Annotated in this window: 17 protein-coding genes and 1 tRNA gene; 9 read left to right on the top strand and 9 right to left on the bottom strand. The window is 39.9% G+C overall.

The genetic code is table 11. The features are described from left to right. Window positions 1-64: 64 nt before the first annotated feature. Window positions 65-1,720 carry an alpha/beta hydrolase gene (locus HGR01_RS28840; protein ID WP_045872433.1) on the bottom strand — a complete coding sequence of 552 codons (1,656 nt, stop codon included), beginning with the start codon at window positions 1,718-1,720 and terminating at the stop codon, window positions 65-67. 222 nt (window positions 1,721-1,942) lie between these two features. After that, window positions 1,943-3,082 (bottom strand): 4-hydroxyphenylpyruvate dioxygenase, encoded by a 1,140-nt coding sequence (gene hppD / locus HGR01_RS28835; RefSeq protein WP_045872434.1) that lies wholly within the window; start codon window positions 3,080-3,082, stop codon window positions 1,943-1,945. A 619-nt stretch (window positions 3,083-3,701) separates the two neighbouring features. Between hppD and HGR01_RS28830 the strand changes: the two genes are divergently transcribed. After that, window positions 3,702-4,151, top strand: coding sequence for a hypothetical protein (locus tag HGR01_RS28830; protein ID WP_045872248.1), 450 nt, complete (start codon window positions 3,702-3,704; stop codon window positions 4,149-4,151). Window positions 4,152-4,187: 36 nt separating this feature from the next. Here the strand turns inward: HGR01_RS28830 and xth are convergent, their stop codons facing one another. Continuing rightward, window positions 4,188-4,976, bottom strand: coding sequence for an exodeoxyribonuclease III (xth, locus tag HGR01_RS28825; RefSeq protein WP_045872249.1), 789 nt, complete (start codon window positions 4,974-4,976; stop codon window positions 4,188-4,190). Between the two features lie 454 nt (window positions 4,977-5,430). Between xth and HGR01_RS28820 the strand changes: the two genes are divergently transcribed. The 4 genes from HGR01_RS28820 to HGR01_RS28805 all read left to right on the top strand — a co-directional run bounded on the left by HGR01_RS28820 (window position 5,431) and on the right by HGR01_RS28805 (window position 8,813). After that, entirely contained in the window at window positions 5,431-6,498 is a 1,068-nt protein-coding gene (locus HGR01_RS28820; RefSeq protein WP_096621830.1) for a glycosyltransferase family 4 protein, read from the top strand. Window positions 6,499-6,551: 53 nt separating this feature from the next. Next, complete coding sequence (locus HGR01_RS28815) at window positions 6,552-6,737, top strand: hypothetical protein (protein WP_071989446.1); 186 nt, start codon at window positions 6,552-6,554, stop codon at window positions 6,735-6,737. A 141-nt stretch (window positions 6,738-6,878) separates the two neighbouring features. Next, on the top strand, window positions 6,879-7,907 hold the full coding sequence (locus HGR01_RS28810; protein ID WP_045872250.1) for a zinc-dependent alcohol dehydrogenase: 1,029 nt from the start codon (window positions 6,879-6,881) through the stop codon (window positions 7,905-7,907). A 294-nt stretch (window positions 7,908-8,201) separates the two neighbouring features. After that, entirely contained in the window at window positions 8,202-8,813 is a 612-nt protein-coding gene (locus tag HGR01_RS28805) for a hypothetical protein (protein ID WP_045872251.1), read from the top strand. Window positions 8,814-8,950: 137 nt separating this feature from the next. On the opposite strand, the gene HGR01_RS28800 is transcribed toward HGR01_RS28805, so the two are convergent. Beyond that, window positions 8,951-9,319 (bottom strand): hypothetical protein, encoded by a 369-nt coding sequence (locus HGR01_RS28800; RefSeq protein ID WP_045872252.1) that lies wholly within the window; start codon window positions 9,317-9,319, stop codon window positions 8,951-8,953. Window positions 9,320-9,634: 315 nt separating this feature from the next. Between HGR01_RS28800 and HGR01_RS28795 the strand changes: the two genes are divergently transcribed. Together HGR01_RS28795 and HGR01_RS28790 are read left to right on the top strand one after the other, a co-directional pair. Continuing rightward, window positions 9,635-11,266, top strand: a complete 1,632-nt coding sequence (locus HGR01_RS28795) for a CocE/NonD family hydrolase (RefSeq protein ID WP_045872253.1) — start codon at window positions 9,635-9,637, stop codon at window positions 11,264-11,266. 48 nt (window positions 11,267-11,314) lie between these two features. Further along, complete coding sequence (locus HGR01_RS28790) at window positions 11,315-11,800, top strand: YcxB family protein (protein ID WP_045872254.1); 486 nt, start codon at window positions 11,315-11,317, stop codon at window positions 11,798-11,800. 31 nt (window positions 11,801-11,831) lie between these two features. Here the strand turns inward: HGR01_RS28790 and HGR01_RS28785 are convergent, their stop codons facing one another. After that, complete coding sequence (locus HGR01_RS28785) at window positions 11,832-12,467, bottom strand: YybH family protein (protein ID WP_045872255.1); 636 nt, start codon at window positions 12,465-12,467, stop codon at window positions 11,832-11,834. A 241-nt stretch (window positions 12,468-12,708) separates the two neighbouring features. On the opposite strand from HGR01_RS28785, the gene HGR01_RS28780 reads away from it, so the two are divergent. Beyond that, window positions 12,709-12,782: transfer RNA gene (locus HGR01_RS28780), tRNA-Pro, on the top strand. A 187-nt stretch (window positions 12,783-12,969) separates the two neighbouring features. On the opposite strand, the gene HGR01_RS28775 is transcribed toward HGR01_RS28780, so the two are convergent. Beyond that, complete coding sequence (locus HGR01_RS28775; protein ID WP_045872256.1) at window positions 12,970-13,449, bottom strand: ankyrin repeat domain-containing protein; 480 nt, start codon at window positions 13,447-13,449, stop codon at window positions 12,970-12,972. Window positions 13,450-13,606: 157 nt separating this feature from the next. Between HGR01_RS28775 and HGR01_RS28770 the strand changes: the two genes are divergently transcribed. Then, window positions 13,607-15,328 carry an IS1634 family transposase gene (locus tag HGR01_RS28770; protein ID WP_045871079.1) on the top strand — a complete coding sequence of 574 codons (1,722 nt, stop codon included), beginning with the start codon at window positions 13,607-13,609 and terminating at the stop codon, window positions 15,326-15,328. A gap of 343 nt (window positions 15,329-15,671) precedes the next feature. Here HGR01_RS28770 and HGR01_RS28765 read toward each other — a convergent pair whose 3' ends face one another. The 3 genes from HGR01_RS28765 to pstA form a co-directional block, all read right to left on the bottom strand. Further along, the gene (locus HGR01_RS28765; protein WP_045872257.1) at window positions 15,672-17,843 is read right to left on the bottom strand and encodes a DEAD/DEAH box helicase; all 2,172 of its coding nucleotides are present in this window, start codon (window positions 17,841-17,843) and stop codon (window positions 15,672-15,674) included. 272 nt (window positions 17,844-18,115) lie between these two features. Then, a complete protein-coding gene (pstB, locus tag HGR01_RS28760) occupies window positions 18,116-18,922 on the bottom strand; it encodes a phosphate ABC transporter ATP-binding protein PstB (protein ID WP_045872258.1) in 807 nt (268 codons plus the stop codon). Between the two features lie 56 nt (window positions 18,923-18,978). Next, complete coding sequence (pstA, locus tag HGR01_RS28755; RefSeq protein WP_045872259.1) at window positions 18,979-19,860, bottom strand: phosphate ABC transporter permease PstA; 882 nt, start codon at window positions 19,858-19,860, stop codon at window positions 18,979-18,981.

The following is a 19,860-nucleotide window of genomic DNA, read 5'->3' as shown; positions in this document are numbered from 1 at the left end:
ATAAATTACTATTACCAATTACCCATTCCCCATTCCCCATTCCCCCTTACCCATTCCCCATTCTTTATTCCTCACTCTTAATATATTGCCTAACTACTAGCATTGCTTGTGTAGGAATTCTAGTAACTAAGCGAATGGGAAATGCTTGAGTGGAAGCAAATTGAGCATAATCTGGTGTGAGAAAAGGTTCATATTTTTCCGCTTCAGGAGTTCCCTGGGCTGCAAAAGCTAAAGCGATCGCTTGCAAATATTTACGAATATCTGCAGCTTGTTCGCCTACAACTTCTCCACCAGATAAGACTGTATTGAGCTTTGTGGCTTGATCCATTGTGGTACTGGGGTCTTTGACGCTCAAATGAGTACCGCCAAGTATACCCACTAGCCATTTAGGAGATGGAATTTTAGTGAATCCTATTACTTGTTCGGGTAAAGCTGGAAGCGTTTTATCTGCGGAAGCCGCCCAGATTAAGGTAGGTACTTTCACCTCTCTCAGTCCATTTTTACCAAACATTAAAGAAGAGGTCGGACTAAGTGCGATCGCTCTTTTAATTCTCTCATCTCGTAGCTGATATTTATTAGCTGGTAATTCTTGAGCAACGCATTGCAGGGTTTCTCCAAAACTAAATCCAGCTACATTCTTTTTACAACGCTGTTTGAGTTCTTCTAATTGTAATTCCGCTCCTGCAAGTGATAAGGCTGTCCCACCACCAAAGGAATAGCCAATTACCATAGCGTTATTCGTGGCGACTTTTCCCTGTAAGGGACTAGTAGCGGTTTGGTTGAGTTTTTCTAGTTCATCAAGGACAAAACTAATATCTTTGGGACGATCTAAAAACTCTTGGGGTTGGATAAACCTAGTGTTATTTTTGAAAGCTAAGTTGGTATATGTCTCATTACTACCCGGATGTTCTAGGGCTGCTACTATATAGCCATGAGATGCTAAATGTTGCGCCAAGTAGCGCATATCTGTACGCACCGATCCGAAACCATGACTAAACACAATTACAGGTTTTTCTGTGGTTGAAGAGTTTGACCAATAAACATCTACAGGAATTTTGCGGTTGCGTTTTTGGTCATTTAATTCCAAACCTAGAACCTGATATTGAGCTACTCCCGGTGCGCTAGGATCAATAGAAAAAGATAGTTGCGATGTGATGGGGTTGAGTTGCGGTGCGATCGCTAGCATAAACTGTTGCGTCAGCCAAAAACCTGAGTTTAAATTGCTGGCAACTCTAAATGATTGCGGTAAATTTATTTCTAAGCGTTGACTCGGATAAGATTTAATAAAAGATAGTATAGAAAGTCCATCGGGTGAAGTGGAGCCTAAGACGAATCCGGCTCTTAATGCTTGTACGCCAGCACTATCTTTTCTGACTAAAGCCGTAGATAGATCGTTGAGAATTGCTGTCCCAATTTGCGTATTCAATAAGCGACTAATAGCGACCACGTTTAGGGGTATCTTCATTCTCAAGGCCCCTAATATGGAACGGCGTTGTTCTTCCGGTAACTTATTGGTGAAAAGTGCTATGTCTCTGGGAAACTCTCCAGTTTCCGCAGCTTTTTGCAAATCGGCTACAGCGAAGGATTCTGCAAACGGGCCATATCTCACTACAACTGTTTCCGCCGCTTTTGCAGAGGTAGCTGTCCCTAAAATTTGCGCGATCGCAATTGCACAAAACCCACCTTTCACGGTTTGTAGATTTCCCCAGATTCTTCCCATTAACATCTTTTTTTTACCATGCTTAGGGGAATATAGCTGATATTGGTGTATGTTACTACCCATGCTGTAAAAAATCTTAGCAGGTGTCGTTCAGCATAGAGAGTTTACATAGGTAGCATAAATTTGCATCAAAACTTGCCTATTTTAAATTTTAGATTTTAGATTTTGGATTTTGGATTGCTTTTCCATACCACTGCTTTTGCTAGCAAAACTCTTCAATTTTTAGCTAAAAGGTAATAAATTACCACGGGCTGCTTGCTCACGCTCAATGGCTTCAAATAAGGCTTTAAAATTACCATTACCTAGCCCTTGTGCACCTTTGCGTTGAATAATTTCAATAAAAAATGTTGGTCTAGTTACTAATGGCTTAGTGAATATTTGCAGGAGATATCCTTTTTCATCTCTATCGAGTAAGATTTTCAATTCTCGCAACGTCTCTATATCTTCATCAATTTGACCAATGCGTTGTTGCAAATTCTCGTAATAAATATCTGGAGTTTCTAAAAATTCCACACCATGATTACGCAATTCTGTGACTGCTTTCACAATATTATTGGTTCTGAGGGCAATATGTTGCACACCAGGGCCATAATGAAAATCTAAATATTCCTGAATTTGTGATTTACGATAGCCTGCTGCTGGTTCATTAATGGGAAATCTAATTTGACCAGTATTATTTTGCAAAACTTTTGACATCAACGAAGAATATTTAGTAGAAATATCATCGCTAGTAAATAGTTGACTCTCTTGCAAGTCTAGTACTTTGCAATAAAAGTCTGCCCATAAATCCATTTTGCCTAATTCGACATTAATCACAATGTGGTCAATATCAAATAAACCAGCATAATTGTTGCTTGATATATTGGCAATCGGCTGATATTGAGGCGCAAAATTGCTATAGTTATGACGCTCGATAAAAGAATGAACTAGGTCACCGCTATAACTTTTGATTGTTGCTTTCACAAGATAACCATTTTGTTCTTGAAAAATCGTCGGTTCTAGTATTGGTTGTGCGCCACGTGCGATCGCAGTTGCAAAACAAGCACGAGCATCATCTACTTGCAAGGCAATATTATACACTCCGTCACCATGTAACCTCACATATTCGGCTACTGGCCCCTCTGGTGTTAGCGCCGAGGTAAACACAAAGCGGATATTTGATTGTGCGACAACATACGAACTGCGATCGCGCATTCCAGTTTCCAATCCCGCATAGGCGATCGCCCTAAAGCCAAAACATTTACAATAAAAGTAGGCTGCTTGCTTTGCATTACCTACATAAAATTCTACATAGTCAATTTTTTTTAATTTGATGGAATCCTCTTCTGGCAAAGGAAATATTTTATTTTCTCTAGTTTGCATGGGTAATTCCTCTATTTTACTAGATATCATTAAATACCAATTTTTGAACAATATATTTGCATATAATTAGCAGTATATAATGTAACTGTTTTCCAGTACATTTAAATTGGTTTAGTAATGTATAATTTAATATAAAAAATAATTTTATTTAATACATAAATTGGCAGTTTAGAAGGAAAGTTTTATTAAAGAATCCCTCTATGGTTAGATTGATTGGATTTTTTATATGTCAAAAAGCCGATACATTTGAAATATTTGCGCCATAATTGTGCGGAGATAAATATGCATAATCAAAATTTAAGACTGTAATTTATTTATCATTTATTATGATTCAAAAAATAATACCCTAGATAGTTTGCCTTCAGTCTCAGTTAGTGCAATATAGTTAGATAGTACTGTTAAATCAAAGCTTGCTGATAAATTTATTAGCATCATTATAATCAGTAGCGATCGCCACAAAACTTAATTGAATTATTACTTATCTTAATAGTAACAAGATGCTTTAAAAAAATGTAGTGGAAGGTGATACTTCTGTTCATAAAAATCTTCTCACTACTAAAGCTGCATTAACATTGCCCATCAGATAGCAGCAATTGCATCAACAATTACTGTTGAATTTATGCGTCGCCCATTTCTCTATTTTTTGCTTTTCCTAATTTCACTAATAATTTTAACTTTATGGTGGCCTATCAATGATTCTGTTTGCGATGCCGAAGCATTCCTGTCATCAAAAACCCAAAAATTCCAAGTACAGGCGGCTAAAGTTATCGTGCAGCCGTGGCGTGGTAAACATCATGTCTATGGAGTCTTCATGGTTCCTAACGAATACAAGGAAAGTCCATTTTTTGTATTAACTGTTAAAGGTTTTGGCAATGAATGTGCCAAACCATTTGGCTACAAGCAATACTATGATGGTATATCTGCCGCCCCAGGAACTCATTTATTGAGAGAATATATCAGAACTCGTACTGCACTGCGCCTAATTCTTCAAGGTTTATATAACCAATTAAATGATAAAAATAACTGGACTTTGACTTATCCTCAGCCAGAACAAGGTAGGATGCGTTAGCGCAGCGTAACGCATCCGTAAGCTTTTCGCGCGTTACTAAATCCCCAATTCCACAACTACAGGTGTATGGTCGCTGGGTTGAGTCAATTTTCTCGGTGCGACATCAATCATGCAACTCGTTGCCCGCTCATACAATACTGGTGTGAGATAGTGATGGTCAATCCGCCAGCCTAAGTTACGCTGAAAGGCTGCGGTACGGTAATCCCACCAGCTGAAGTGACCGCCTTCAGAGGTGAATTTACGAAAGGCATCAGCAAATCCCAGTGTCAGTATATCTCGCAAGGCTTGGCGTTCTGCTTCAGATGCCATGATGTGATTGTCTGGTTTGGCTTTATCGTGAATATCCTTATTTTCTAAAGCAATATTAAAGTCACCGCATACACAGATAGCAGGATGTGATTTTAATAGTAGTTGCAAATACTCCCGTAGTACTGTTAACCAACGCAGCTTGTATTCGTATTTTTCGCTACCTATAGATGAACCATTGGGAACATAAAGATTGACAATCCTCACATTATCAAGGACTCCAGTAATTACACGTTTTTGCTCGTCCCATTCAGGTTGTAAATTAGGCACAATTGCGGTGAACCCAGTACTTATATCTAACAAAGGTTGTCGGCTGATTAAAGCTACACCGTTGTATGATTTTTGCCCTGATATATATACTTGATAGCCTAAGTCTTCAAAAGGCGATCGCGGAAATTGGCTATCAGTTACTTTTGTCTCTTGCAAGCAGAGAACATCCACAGGATTTTGATTTAACCAATCAATAACTTGTTCTAAACGAATACGGATTGAGTTCACGTTCCAAGTAGCGATTTTCATTGATCCCGAATTTACATAATTTAATTAATAATCATTAATGAGAGGGATTTTTACATTTTTTTAATATTCATGCAACCTCTAGGTTATAAGCGCTTTTCCATCAATCAGAATTGAAAACAATTGATCCCAAGGGAGAATTTAGTATTTTCAGCTACAAATTTTTCCAATCAGTAGGTTAAGTTACAGAATAGGTCGAATTGTCTCAATGATCCCCAAGACAGATGAAATTATTCAGCAGTAGATTGTACATTGGTATTGTAGTCGCAAGGGGGCAAATACGGTTTATCTGAAATTGTTTGGTGCTGTTGCACAGTACGGTTAACCGATATTGCACTTGTGGGCATGAACTTGGTTAATTTAAATTTCAGAAGCTTAATTATAAGTTCTTCGCCCCCCAAGTTTAAAGTTAAGTTCTCATTTGCAGAACAACATTAATCGGCTGAACCAAAACATTATGAAGATCGCTCAAGTTGCCCCCTTATGGGAAAGAGTTCCCCCCCCTACATATGGAGGAATTGAACTGGTAGTAAGTCACTTGACCGATGAATTAGTTCGTCGTGGTCATGAAGTTACTTTATTTGCCTCCGGCGATTCCCAAACTCTGGCTAATTTGGAAGCAGTTTATCCCCGAGCATTACGCTTAGACCCCCATGTCAAAGAGTATGCAGTTTATGAAATGCTTGAACTGAGCCAAGTTTACCAGCGAGCCAAGGAATTTGATATTATTCATTCCCATGTAGGCATCTCGGCATTGTCTTTAGCGAGTTTAGTTCCCACTCCGACTGTACATACTCTGCACGGCAGCTTTACTAACGACAACCGTAAAGTTTATCGCCATCATCAAAAGCAACCATACATTAGTATTAGTAACGCTCAACGGCAAGTAGACTTAAACTACTTTGGCACTGTTTATAACGGAATTAATCCTGATGATTATCCGTTTAAAGCCCAACCCCAAGAACCAGAATACTTGGCATTCTTAGGTCGCTTTTCCCCCGAAAAGGGGCCACACCATGCGATCGCAATTGCAAAGCAAACTGGTTGGCGCTTAAAAATGGCAGGAAAAATTGATGCAGTAGACTCGAAGTTTTTTGAACAAGAGATTGCTCCCCACATTGATGGTCAGCAAATTCAATATTTAGGCGAAGTCAACCATGCCGAAAAAGCTGAACTTCTGGGCAATGCTGCCATAACTCTTTTTCCCATTACCTGGCAAGAACCTTTTGGTTTAGTCATGATTGAATCAATGGCAACTGGTACACCTGTAATTGCCATGAATCTCGGTTCCGTACCAGAAGTAATTGCCCAGGGTGAAACAGGTTTTATCTGCCAAAACTATGAACAAATGGCACAGATGATTCCGCAAGCTTTAAACCTCAATCGCCAAACCTGCCGCCAATACGTAGAAAACAAATTTAGTGTCAGCCAAATGGTTAACGGTTATGAAGCCGTCTACAAGCAAATTATCAAGGATCGCATAACTTCCAATGGCCGCATTCATGCTGCCAAGATTCAGCTTTAATTAACAAAAATTTTTTTTCACATTTCAACAACCTTTTTAGGGAGGACATCGGTATGAGTATGAGAGCCAACACTTGCCCCTGTTGTGGTGGTTCCCTCCTGCGCCATATTCGGCATAGTGAAGTGTATTGGTTTTGTCTATCTTGCCGACAAGAAGTACCACTGTTAAATTTGAGCCGGATGTCGAATGTGGAAACCCGCAATACAGGTGTTCTTCCCCAGCCTACAGCTAATTCTTAGGGCAATATGTTTGTAGTCAGGGCTAAAATCCTAAATTTTGTAGCACCCAATTGTTAACTACAGACCTATGGAATTAAGGCTGACTTGTGACTGACTCCACCTGGTAAAATCAGGTGGAGTTACTCATTTAGGTCAAAAGCTGTGTTAGCAGCCTTACTTTATGGTCAAGAAGATTTACGCTTAGAGCAGGTATCCGATCCGACTCCGGCTGCTGGTGAGGTAGTGATTAAGGTGGGGGCGGCTACAACTTGCGGTACCGATTTAAAAGTCTGGCGGCGTGGTGGTCATGCCAGAATGCTGAAACCACCTACTTTGTTTGGTCATGAAGCAGCTGGGCAAATTGTCGCCCTGGGTGAAGGTGTTACAGGTTGGCGAGTAGGCGATCGCATTGTTGCGAATAACTCTGCTCCATGCATGAATTGTTTTTTTTGTCAACGACAAGAATATTCCCTCTGCCCAAATTTGACTTGGAATAACGGCACCTTTGCGGAATATCTGAAAATTCCCGCGCCGATAGTACAGCATAATATGCTGCCCATTCCCAATGACTTGCCCTTTGCATTAGCCGCCATGACAGAACCCCTAGCTTGTGTATTGCATGGCGTAGGGCGTACCGAAATCAAACCCGTAGATCGGGTAGTAGTGATCGGGGATGGGGCAATTGGGCTCATGTTTGTCGCTGCCATAGCTGATAGTGCCAAAGCTGAGGTATGGCTATGGGGCGGTAACGACCAAAGATTAGAAATTGGTAAAAAGTTAGGTGCAGCCAAAACATTTAACTATCATCAAATTCCCGACATTCCCGGCGTAGTCAAAGAACACACCCAAGGATGGGGCGCAGATGTCGTCATTGAAGCCACAGGAGTACCCAGCGTTTGGGAAACTGCGATCGCTTGTGCCCGTCCTGGTGCAACTGTTAATTTATTTGGTGGTTGTCCACGAGATACAACTATTACAGTCAACACAGAACAGCTACACTATAGCGAACTTACCCTAAAGGGCGTATTTCACAACACCCCCAAATATGTACGCGCAGCCCTAGCATTAATAGCTAGCCATAGACTACCTTTAGAACTACTCATCAGCGAACATCGTCCCTTACAAGATTTAGCGCAAGTATTTAATGATATGAAAGCGCGCAAGGTAATTAAAGTAGCGCTGACAGCGTGAGGGAATGGGGAGATGAGGGAGATGAGGGAGATGAGGGAGATGAGGGAGATGAGGGGGATGAGGGAGATGAGGGAGATGAGGAAGCAGGGGGAGAATAAATTACCAATTACCAATTACCAATTACCAATGCCCCATGCCCAATGCCCCATGCCCTAATCCGTAAAAAAACTTACAAATTCAGCAATCTTTTTTAAATTTATATGAAATAATCTTGCCAAGAAACGGGAAAACTATATTCAGCACCCGATTGGGAGTAGCTAATGGGGTGATTTCATATAATTCCCGATTGAGAAAATGCTAAACAAATCTCTGCTTAATTGCTTAATTTTGCCGTTGTCTCTGGTTTCTTGGCTATCGGTGGGAATGCTTGCTGATTCCAAAGCCAATGCTTTACCAGGGCAAAAAACTGAAGAAGTAACTACCTGGATTCAAGCACATCCTACACTACGTCCCCACAGAGGAGAGCGTTTATTTGTACAAAAGACCGATACAGCAGCCCAGCGATTCACTTTTTTAGCATCGGTATTACCGCCAGGTAAAGTTGCATTTACTAAAGACCGTAGCATGATTCGTTCTGAGCGCATTACTATGTATGATGCTGTTAACGGCATGACATTTGAGCGCTTCCAAGAAGCTTTACGAATAATTTACGGGTTGGATATTTATCAAGATTTTGAACGTGCCCAGCTACTATATAAATATCCCAATGAGAGTGCAATTAACTCAGCCCGATTTGCCAAAACTCCCATTAGAGAAGCGTTACAAGGAGAATTGCGTCTAGGCGATCGCTATGCTTATTGGATAGAAGTAGCCCAGCCTAAGGAAGGTAAGGCTTTCACTGGTCAAATGACTATTTTACTTAAAAGTGATTTAGACAAATTAGAAGCAGAACTGCGAAATCGTTAAATAGATTGAAATTTGCAGCCTTATGGCAATTTTTATAGGATGGGTTAGATGCACAACAGTTTAGGGTTGTACCCAAAATTCTTGAATGCGTGCTAACCCGCCATTATCTTTTTGATTGCAAGTTTTCATGGTACTGCCTATACTCCCCCAAATCCGCCAGAAGGTGGAGTTTGCCATTTAGTAGAAAAGATACTTTCGGCTGCTAAAGCAATTCGCAACAAATCTTCCTTCAACAATGGTGGCCAATCAATCCCAGCCCTGCGTCCGCCAACAAATAGTTGTGAAGGCTTAATACTTAACTGAAAAAGAGCGTAAGCTAATTCTCTATCGAGACTAGAAGCTTCTTTGAGGGCCTCAAACACCACTTTTAACGCCAACAAAATCGAAGTGATTTGACCGGGAACTGGCGGTTTTCCCTGCTGCATACGCATTAACAGGGAATCTGGATTGTCCTCGGTGGTTATTGTTTGGTCTATGAGGATTTTGCGAGCTGTTTCGTAATTCATGCATTCACCTTACCCCAGATTTTGCCTCAGTAGTAATACTTGGTAAAAAAATGATTAATCCTTTACCAATGTTTGATAATTTACCCAAACAGGGTGTATCTAATATAGTTCGGTGAAGGGGAAAAGGGGAAAGGCAAAAGGGGGAAAGATTTGATTTACCTGTGAAATAGTAGGCGCTTACAGCAGTTTTTACGATTATAAATTCTCCCCCCTGCTCCCTGCTCCCTTGCCCCCTTTTCTCTTCGTGGTGCGATCGCAGGTCTCTGTGTAGCTCTATGCTGATCTATGGTGCCATTGATATATTCTTCCAGACTCATGTTCAAAGTACTTCCCAAACAAACAGCCTCAATGCATACACGTGATGGCGTGCGGTTAGATGCAGATATCTATCGTCCCGATGCGGCTGGGGAGTTTCCCATATTATTAATGAGACAACCTTATGGAAGAGCGATCGCATCAACTGTGGTTTATGCCCATCCTACTTGGTATGCGGTCCAAGGTTACATCGTAGTAATTCAAGATGTCCGAGGGCGAGGTACTTCTGAGGGAGAATTTAAATTATTTACCAACGAAATTGCAGACGGCGAAGATACAGTAAATTGGGTTGCAAACCTACCTCACAGCAATGGCAAAGTTGGGATGTATGGTTTTTCCTATCAAGGAATGACACAACTGTATGCTGCTGCTAATCAACCAGCTGCTTTAAAAACTATTTGCCCAGCCATGATTGGCTATGATTTGTATACAGATTGGGCTTATGAAGGTGGCGCATTCTGTTTGCAAACTAATCTAGCATGGGCAATTCAATTAGCTACCGAAACCGCCCGTTTAAGAGGAGATAAGGTTGCTTATCAAGCATTATTTACCGCCTCGCGAAATCTTCCTTTAAATAATCCAGAAATTTTGCAACATCTTGCACCAGAATCTTTTTATCATGAGTGGTTTGCCCATCCCCAAGCAGATAATTATTGGGCAGAACTGTCACCCAAACGCTATTTGCAAAGCGTTGATTTACCAATGTTCCATATAGGCGGGTGGTTTGATACTTATTTGCGGGGAACACTACATTTATATAAAGATATGGCAGCGCGTAGCACCACACCCCAACATTTATTAATTGGGCCTTGGGCGCATTTACCTTGGGGTCGTAAAGTTGGTAATGTTGACTTCGGCCCCAAAGCCGCCAGTCCTGTAGATAGGATGCAAATTCGCTGGTTTGACCAGTTTCTTAAAGATGTCGATACAGGTTTACTCAAAGAAGAACCTGTATGCTTATTCGAGATGGGAAGTAATATTTGGCGAACTTTCCCCAAATTCCCAACACCAATTCAACAATCCTATTACTTATCAACTACTGGACTAGCCAGCATCCGCGAAGACTCCGGAACTTTAATCGAAAATCCAAAATCTAAAATCCAAAATTGTGTTGATGTATTGGTTCACGACCCTTGGCGACCAGTTCCTGCTTTAGGCGGTCATGCAGCCATCCCTGCGGGAGTATTTGAGCGATCGCATCTTGATTTACGCTCTGATGTATTAACTTACACTACTGAACCACTAGAGACAGACTTGCATTTAGCAGGGGATGTCATAGTAGAAATCTTTTGCAACGCCGATCAACCAAGTTATGATTTGTGTGCAGTGCTGTCCGAAGTTCATCCTGATGGGCAAGTATATAATATCACTCAAGGATATGTGCATTGTCGAGAAGGCGCAAAACCCCCGACCAAAATTCAACTACAAGCCACTTGTGTGCGAATAGCTAAAGGTAATGCTTTACGTCTGAGTTTGAGCGTTGCTTGTTTTCCCGCCTACTCCATGAATTCTGGGAATAGTGCAATAAATAGTAGCGAAATTTTACTAAATGCACAAATTATTACTTTAACTGTGAGTTGCGGAAATGAGGCGACTTCTCGTGTTGTATTACCTATTGTGGCAGATATTTAAAAGCAGACAAGAGTATCAGGATAACAAATCATCAATACGAAACCAACTATGCAGATTAAAACTAAAACTTTTCAAATTAGTGCTAAAGAATTACGAGGGATTATTGCGACCGATTATTATAAACGCATGAAAGTTTTCTTCATCATCTTGTTGATTTTAACATCAATTAATATAGTTCTAGCGGTAATCCTGCAAAGATTTGATTGGTGGTTGATATATTTCTTAGGTTTAATAGCCTATTTTTTGTCTGTACCTCTGTGGATGCGTTTGCAGGGAAGAACATCTGCCTTAAATTTTCAAAGTAGATACTGTGAAATGGATGAAAACTTTTTTACCATCTGCTTTGAAGACGGCAGTCTAACAAAAATGCGATACGAACATTTTATGAAAGTAGTTAAAAAAGGGGAATATTACTTCTTGTATATTACAAAAGCGCAATTTCACTACTTACCAGTAGCCGCTTTTGAATCAGAAAAGGATATACACAGATTTGATTTATTTTTAGAAGGTAAACAACTAATCAAATTGTGGTAGATTGCAAGGCAAAATTCCACATAACTAAGAATTACGAACTACGAATTCCTCTCGATTTGCGGCGTAATACAAACATTAGGACTACTCCTAACAAAAAGCCACCTATACCTGCGATCGCAGCCATAGTCTGACCCCATCGCTGCGTAGCATTTAATACCGGGTTATTCAGCATATTCGAGGAGAAATGCAGGGATTGAATCGTCCATTTATCTTGGGCTTTTTGCAGAACTGCTGTCCAACGCAACGCCATATCAGCTGCTTTACCATCTTTAAAATAGAAAGATGCGATCGCATCTCCTGTAGAAACATCTATTTCTGGTGAAAGAAATGTTCTGACAGGTTCTCCTTTAAGCTGCATTTTGATATCTTTGATCGTATTCGAGAATTGCTGATTCCAGTACTTCTCAAACTCAGGCACTTTGTGAAAAACTTGGTTATCGACTGTTGTGATCGTAAAACTTGGGTGCAAGTAAGGTTCTATTTTAGAAAAATCGCGAGTATTTAGGGCTTGTAGCGCAATGTCTCGGGTGCGAATAATACTGTTGACATCCTGCTGATTAACATCTGCCAAAGCCGATTGAGGTATATTCCAAATTACTAGTGCGAACAAAATACTCCAAAGTAGCTGGCTGTATCTATGTCTGGCTACCCATAGCTGTTTCAGCATATAAAAATTTTTAAATTGAGTTTAATTGAGCGTAATTTACCAAATTATTTACCACTGTGAACAGTACTGGTTAATCAAATTAATTTTTATCAGTTCCTAGCAAGTACTTTAGTGCAGAAAAATCTAGGACTCAAGTTCTGAATGCTAAACTCTATGGTAGAAAATTCATTCCTAACCTTTATTTATTTTGTAAATTGTCAAAGTTTGTGATAAAATCTTTCAGTGATGGTAATTATTATGCCGGGATGTAGCGCAGCTTGGTAGCGCACTTCGTTCGGGACGAAGGGGCCGCTGGTTCGAATCCAGTCATCCCGATTTTTGTTGTAGATTAACTAATTAGTTCGTTTAACTGAATTGAGCTATCAATATTCACAGCTTACACTGAGAGAGTTTTTTTACAAACTACCCGACTTTTCAAACAGCCGCTTAAGTTTCAGTCAGGTTGTGATTCCCTGACTGAAACTTTTTTAAGAAAGTGCAAATCTTGTTATTGCTTGATTAATTAAGAACTAGCTGCTTTGAGAATTTCAACAATCTCTTTATGCCTACTCTGAGTTGCTAATTCTAGCGGTGTAGCACCGTTATTCCCTTTAATATTTAGATTAGCGCCTGATTTTACTAAAATCTTGACACCCTCGATATTATTTTGCCAAACAGCATCATGTAAAGCAGTATAGCCGTTATAAGGGCCTTGAGCATTGATATCAATACCATTATCAACTAATACCTGCATTACTTCTGGATGTCTTAAATAAGCAGCTGCGTGTAGTGCAGTGGCTTTCATACTGGAGTCTACAGCATTAATATCAGCACCAGCATCTATTAGCAACTTTACTATTGCTGCATTACCGTTGGCAGAACTTACAATTAACAAGCTATTACCACTACTATCCGTTTGGTTGACATCCGCACCTTGAGCAATCAGTTGTTTTGCCAGGTTAATATCATTAGTCTTGACTGCGTCTACTAATTTTTTACTCATATTTTACCTATTTCAACATTGCCTATTTGATACCCAAAATTTTCACCCAATGGTCAAGCCATAAACTCCCGGTTCGCTCATTTTTTTCTGAGTTAGCCAAAAAAGTATACCTCTAGATATATTCCAAAAAGAACTAAGTAGGTATAAGTTCGGGTTTATGGAATTTGAACCCAGAATTACAAACGAACGAGTTGATGATATACCCCTACTGCTAACACAACTGGAGCAGATGGGAGTAGAACAACTAATCGATAAACATTTTCCATGTCACGGAAACTGGCAAGGATTAAATCTAGGTAGTGTGGTGGTAATATGGTTAACACACATATTATCGCAAGCAGATCACCGTTTGAACCACGTTCAAGGTTGGGTGAGTAAGCGGTTAGAAACGTTAAAAAGCTTTACGGAAGAATCTTTACGCTCGCTCGATTTGGCAGATGACCGTTTGCAAGCAGTATTACGTTACCTATCTATAGATGCAAACTGGTTTTCATTTGAGTCGGAACTAGGAAGTAGTTTGCTACGGGTGTACGATATTATCCCAGAACAGGTACGTTTAGATAGTACAACGGCTTCAAGTCATTGTGGAGTTAACCCAGAAGGCTTATTTCAATGGGGTCATAGCAAAGACAATCGTCCGGATTTGGCGCAAGTGAAAATAATGCTATCGACATTAGACCCATTAGGAATGCCAATAGCGACGGAAATATTGTCAGGAGAAAAAGCAGATGACCCATTATATATTCCAGCAATAGATAAAGTACGTTCAACAATAAAAAAGTCAGAATTGTTATATATTGGTGACTGTAAAATGTCATCAATAAAGACAAGAACTCATATAGTATTGGGCGGAGATTTTTACTTATGTCCTTTAACAGCCAAGCAAGTATCTAACGAAGAACTAAGCAAATATCTCCAACCAGTTTGGGATGGTCAACAAGAACTAACAATTATAGATTACGAATATGCAGATGCCAAAACCAAAAATATAGCGGATGGCTTTGAAATAGAGATTATCCATGAAATAGAGATTGATGGGCAAGAAATCTCTTGGTCGGAAAGACAATTAATTGTGCGCTCATTTGCGATTCAAAAAACAGCAGAAAAACATCTACGTGAACGAATACAGAAAACAGTAGATGCTCTAGAAAAACTTAAAGTGCCTCGACGTGGCAAGAAAAAGCTCACTTCACACTTTGAATGGTTAGAAACATGTGAAGCTATTTTCAACAGATATCAAACAAGTGGATTATTTCAAGTTGACATTCAAACAAAAAGAGTTAAAAAAGTTCAAAAAAGATACCGAGACCGCAAAGCTAGAATAGTAGAAGAACTATGGTTTGACATGAGTTTTAAGATTGACGATTCCGCAGTTCAACACCAAATTCAAATGTTAGGCTGGCGGGTTTACGTTACAAATAAAAATCCAAATGAATTTGGTTTAAAACAAGCAGTTCGTGCCTATAGAGATGAGTACTTAATGGAACGAGGATTTGCGAGGCTGAAAAACTTTCCTCTTTCATTGACTCCGATATATTTACAACGTGAAGACCATATTACTGGTTTAATAAGACTACTGTCTATTGGTTTGCGAGTTTTAAACCTTTTAGAATTCCAGGTTCGCCACAATCTAGAAAAAGAGAAAGAAAAACTTGCGGGTCTTTATGTTGGCAATCCGAAGCGCGAAACTACAAGACCTAGCGCAGAAATAATTCTGGCTGCATTTAAAGAGATTACACTGCTGTTGATTGAGGTGAAAAACGAAATTTATGCTCACTTGACCGCTCTTTCACCTTTGCAGAAGCGTATTCTTGCTTTACTGGGCTTTTCCATCAGTATTTACACTCAACTTGATGGTCAATCTTTTACTCCTGAGTAGTCTTTCTTCTAACTTCCAAAAAAATGGGCGAACTGGGAGCCATAAGTAAAAACATAAGTAAAGAATTTAGCTTTTGATCCAAAAATCCGTCTTGAAAAGTTTGCAAGGGCGAGGGGGAACCCCCCTCCGGGTGAATCCTTCGGATACGCTACGCTAGCACCACTTTGCCTATACCGGGAAACCCTTCCATCGCAAGTGGTTCACCGCACGCAACTTTTGTCTTCTCTACGAGAGGCTCCGCCCGACGCGTTCGCGAAGCGTCTCGTAGAGAAGCGATGCCGCAGGCTTTACGACACGCTACGCGTAGCTTGCTTCTTTGCAGGAGTACGCAAAATCTAAAATTCTATGACCACTGTGCAACTTGCAGCTTTAATTCTTCAATATCTAAATAATCATTAATAAAAGCTTTACGTAATAGCGGGTAAGGAATAAATTCATCATATTTTTGCAGTTCTGGTGCTTCTGCTTCACTGATTAAATATTCCGCTGTAATTCTTTCTTCTGCCAATGCGGCAATTTCTGTAGCCAAATATGGAAATTTATCCTTTCCTAATTTAAGTATCAGATAATAAGGATTTACCCCACCAATACTTTTAATTTCTAAAGATTCTCGACAACAGTAATTTAGCCATCTTTCTAATGTGCGGTAAGCTAAAGTTCCCATCCAAGGTAATATACAACACTTACCTTTATCTAACTGTAATATATTCTGTTTATCTAAACCAGCTTTTCTAAATAATTGCCGAGTTTTTTGTAACGCTTGCAAAGCGTTAGTTTGTAAGTAGCTATATTCTAAATCTTCTAGTAATACTTGCCGCATTCTTTGCAAAACTTTGGTATGGATAATTCCACTACCACCACGCCAATAAATACTAGCTTTACCTTCTACTGGCTTAACGGTAATTACCCTTTTTTTGAAGTCAATTTCTACTACTTCCCAAGTTCTCCCCGCTAAGGCAAATTGATTACCAACAGGAGGCGGCTTTAAAATACTCCCAATTTCTGTTGACCCTTGCTTCACAGTATATTCTTGACTATCAGCAAAGACAGCATAAAATTGAAACTTGTTGACAACCTTCTCACCAGCCAAACCAATAATTAATCTACCTGTTTCTGTTTTATGAATATGGTCGATATCAATTAAATAACGTAGCAATAATTTAAAATCTTCTGGAGAAACTTCTGCAAATGGTGGTAGGCTGAAAACCTGTTTAGCTAAAGCCGCAGGTGAAAGTTCGCCTGTTGCTGCTAAAATACTCATTGTCTGGTGATAGAGCAAACTTAACGGGTATTTCACAGGCTTGATTGGTTCAATCCAACGTTCTTCTAAATAAAGTTGGATAATTGCAATACATTGCAGCAATTGCCAAGGAATTTGTTCTGGGAGAGGTGCTTCTAATGAGGGTTGAGTTTCTGCACAAACAAAGCGCATATCTGCAGCTTCACCTCTTCTCCCAGTCCGTCCTAAACGTTGTAAAAAACTAGCTACAGATAAGGGTGAATCTAACTGAAGTACTCTTTCTAAATGACCAATATCTATACCTAATTCGAGAGTGAGAGTAGCAGCTGTAACTGCTGGTTTGTGCGGTTCGCGCATCGCATTTTCAGCTTGTTGTCGCAAACTGGCAGATATACTACCGTGATGTACATGATAAATGTCTGGTGATGCTTGTTCGGTAGCAATTCGCCGTAAAGATGCGATGACAGATTCTGTTTGCGTGCGATTATTCGCAAAAATGAGACACTTGCGTGATTCGCTCAGATTAAATAAATATCTATCGTATGGAGTTACTTCGATTTCATCAACTTCATCATTCAGGTAAAAATGTTCCACAGCTAATTTAATTTGGCGTTTACCTGCTTCAATTTTTGGCGTAATTACTGACTTTTCAGTTCCTGAACGTAACCAATCTTCTGCCATTGAATAATCACCAAGTGTGGCAGATAAACCTATTCTTCGGGGTTGTGTTTGTGTGATGTTTGCCAAACGTTGCAATTGACAAATAATTTGACAACCGCGTTCCGAACCCATGAAAGCGTGAATTTCATCAATCACCACAAACCGTAAATCACCACATAAGCGAATTAAGTCATGATGTTTATTCACTAATAAGCTTTCTAAGGATTCTGGTGTAATTTGCAGAATACCTTTAGGGTTTTTTAACAGCTTATTTTTATGACTTTGACTCACATCACCATGCCAATGCCATACTGGGATATCAGCCGCTTTTAGCAAGCCAGTGAGACGCTCAAATTGGTCATTAATTAAGGCTTTGATGGGGCCAATATATAATGCACCTATGGTATTTGAGGGTTTTTCATGTAATTGAGTCACTACAGGTAAAAACGCCGCTTCTGTTTTTCCTGCAGCCGTGGCAGCTGCTACTAACAAATGAGCATCAGTATCAAAGATAACTTTACAAGCAGCAATCTGTGCGGGACGTAATTCCGTCCAATTATGCTCATAAATATATTCTTGAATGAACGGTGCTAGGCGATTAAAAGTATCGCTCATAGGATATTTTGTTGCAAAAGTTGTTCAGCATTATATAGCAGTTGTAATCAGTTATGAAAAGCAAAATTCCCAGCTTTTTTATAAAACTGGGAATCTTAGTTTGATATTCTAAAAAATTAATCAGAAAAATTCTCAATAATTTTGATAAAATTTAGTGACTGTCAACTTTTAACAGTCACACTTGCACTTTATCCACTTTAATGGGAATTAACAGAGTAACGTTTACATAAGTGCAAACCTCTCATGATTGCGTCTAGCAGTATTTCTAGTAATTAACCAAATCTACCACTGACATAATCTTTGGTATCTTGCTGCTGCGGATTGTTGAAAATCAATTCTGTCGCATCATATTCTACTAAGTAGCCGCTACGACCGCCTTTGTCTGACTGTTGGACATTGAAAAACGCTGTCTTATCAGAAACCCGTGCAGCTTGTTGCATATTATGAGTCACGATCACAATAGTATATTTTTCTTTGAGTTCGTGAATTAGTTCTTCAACCCGCAACGTAGAAATTGGGTCAAGGGCTGAACATGGTTCATCCATTAAGATAATTTCTGGTTGTACTGCGATCGCTCTCGCAATACATAAGCGTTGTTGTTGTCCACCAGATAAAGCTAAAGCACTTTGGCGTAGTTTGTCTTTAACTTCATCCCATAGAGCCGCTTGTTTAAGGCTTCGTTCTACTAACTCATCCAGATTACCTTTGTAGCCGTTGATTTTTGCACCAAAAACAATATTGTCGTAAATAGATTTAGGAAATGGATTTGGTCTTTGAAATACCATCCCAATCCGCCGCCGCACTTCTACTGGATCAATGTCGGGTGCATACAGATTTTTATCGTAATAATAAACTTTGCCATCTGCCCGGAAAGATTCAATCAGGTCATTGAGACGGTTGTAACATCTCAGCAATGTACTTTTACCACAACCAGATGGGCCGATAAATGCTGTAACCCGGTTTTTGGGGATATCTAGCCAAATATCCCGCACAGCTAAAAAGTTGCCGTAATAAATGTTCAGGTTCTCTGTACGTAAAACGGTGTCAGTACCATTAACTGTGCTAATGTTAGTAGCCATAAAATAGTCTAGTGTAAGTTTGGGGTAGTTAATTTGCCCTAGATATGCAGGTTGTCCTAAGCTTTCTGGCGAGTTGCCCAACGTGCAATGATACTGGTAATCAGCACCATCAACACTAAAATTAGCGACGCTGCCCAAGCTAGTGACTGTAGATTTTTAAACGGAGTAATTGCGAAGTTATAAACCAACACAGCCAGCGATGCTGTTGGTTGGAATAAGCTAGTCGGCCAAAATTGTGAGAACAACGCCGTAAATAATAATGGCGCAGTTTCTCCTGCTGCTCTTGCGATCGCCAGCGTGATACCGGTGACAATTGCTGGTAAAGCTGCCGGCAATACTACTTGTACTACCGTTTGAAATTTCGTAGCGCCTAAGCCTAAAGATGCTTGTCGTAAATCTTGCGAGACTAATTGCAATGCTTCATCAGTGGTACGTACAATAATTGGCAACATCAAAATTGCTAAAGCAAAACCACCACCTATAGCAGAGTAAGAACCTAAGTTGAGCTTTACTAAGGTTAAAACTATAATTCCATAGGCAAATACCCCAGCAATAATCGAGGGAACACCACTTAGAATATTTGTAGCAAAACGTACAACTCTCGCAAGTTTACCTGAACTAAATTCTGTTAAATAAATTGCTGCCATAACCCCAAAAGGGATACTAATCAAGGCACCAATCCCAACCATCAGCAGCGTACCTAAAATCGCATTACCAAAACCGCCTCCCTTTCTGAGAGGGGCTGGCGGTAATTCTGTAAATATGCTGGGACTGAGACTGCTAAAGCCTTGAATCAGCACATAAGAAAGCACTGCCAACAAAGGTAAAAGCGCCAATGCCCCACAGGTAAATGCAACACCAGTCATCACTGTGTTAAACAGTGTCCGCTTAGACATGGGGGCGCGTGTTAGGCTGCTTTCCGGATAACTAGTAGTCAT

This window comes from Tolypothrix sp. PCC 7712 (assembly GCF_025860405.1).
In the GTDB taxonomy this organism is placed as follows: domain Bacteria; phylum Cyanobacteriota; class Cyanobacteriia; order Cyanobacteriales; family Nostocaceae; genus Aulosira; species Aulosira diplosiphon.
The sequence above is the reverse complement of the archived record's forward strand: the minus strand, read 5'-3'. Positions and strand labels throughout refer to the sequence as shown.

Excerpts from the sequence above, each read along its gene's own strand:
- HGR01_RS28840 (WP_045872433.1), bottom strand. The coding sequence starts at position 1,720 with ATGGGAAGAATCTGGGGAAATCTACAAACCGTGAAAGGTGGGTTTTGT.
- hppD (WP_045872434.1), bottom strand. The coding sequence starts at position 3,082 with ATGCAAACTAGAGAAAATAAAATATTTCCTTTGCCAGAAGAGGATTCC.
- HGR01_RS28830 (WP_045872248.1), top strand. The coding sequence starts at position 3,702 with ATGCGTCGCCCATTTCTCTATTTTTTGCTTTTCCTAATTTCACTAATA.
- xth (WP_045872249.1), bottom strand. The coding sequence starts at position 4,976 with ATGAAAATCGCTACTTGGAACGTGAACTCAATCCGTATTCGTTTAGAA.
- HGR01_RS28820 (WP_096621830.1), top strand. The coding sequence starts at position 5,431 with ATGAAGATCGCTCAAGTTGCCCCCTTATGGGAAAGAGTTCCCCCCCCT.
- HGR01_RS28815 (WP_071989446.1), top strand. The coding sequence starts at position 6,552 with ATGAGTATGAGAGCCAACACTTGCCCCTGTTGTGGTGGTTCCCTCCTG.
- HGR01_RS28805 (WP_045872251.1), top strand. The coding sequence starts at position 8,202 with ATGCTAAACAAATCTCTGCTTAATTGCTTAATTTTGCCGTTGTCTCTG.
- HGR01_RS28800 (WP_045872252.1), bottom strand. The coding sequence starts at position 9,319 with ATGAATTACGAAACAGCTCGCAAAATCCTCATAGACCAAACAATAACC.
- HGR01_RS28795 (WP_045872253.1), top strand. The coding sequence starts at position 9,635 with ATGTTCAAAGTACTTCCCAAACAAACAGCCTCAATGCATACACGTGAT.
- HGR01_RS28790 (WP_045872254.1), top strand. The coding sequence starts at position 11,315 with ATGCAGATTAAAACTAAAACTTTTCAAATTAGTGCTAAAGAATTACGA.
- HGR01_RS28785 (WP_045872255.1), bottom strand. The coding sequence starts at position 12,467 with ATGCTGAAACAGCTATGGGTAGCCAGACATAGATACAGCCAGCTACTT.
- HGR01_RS28775 (WP_045872256.1), bottom strand. The coding sequence starts at position 13,449 with ATGAGTAAAAAATTAGTAGACGCAGTCAAGACTAATGATATTAACCTG.
- HGR01_RS28770 (WP_045871079.1), top strand. The coding sequence starts at position 13,607 with ATGGAATTTGAACCCAGAATTACAAACGAACGAGTTGATGATATACCC.
- HGR01_RS28765 (WP_045872257.1), bottom strand. The coding sequence starts at position 17,843 with ATGAGCGATACTTTTAATCGCCTAGCACCGTTCATTCAAGAATATATT.
- pstB (WP_045872258.1), bottom strand. The coding sequence starts at position 18,922 with ATGGCTACTAACATTAGCACAGTTAATGGTACTGACACCGTTTTACGT.
- pstA (WP_045872259.1), bottom strand. The coding sequence starts at position 19,860 with ATGACTACTAGTTATCCGGAAAGCAGCCTAACACGCGCCCCCATGTCT.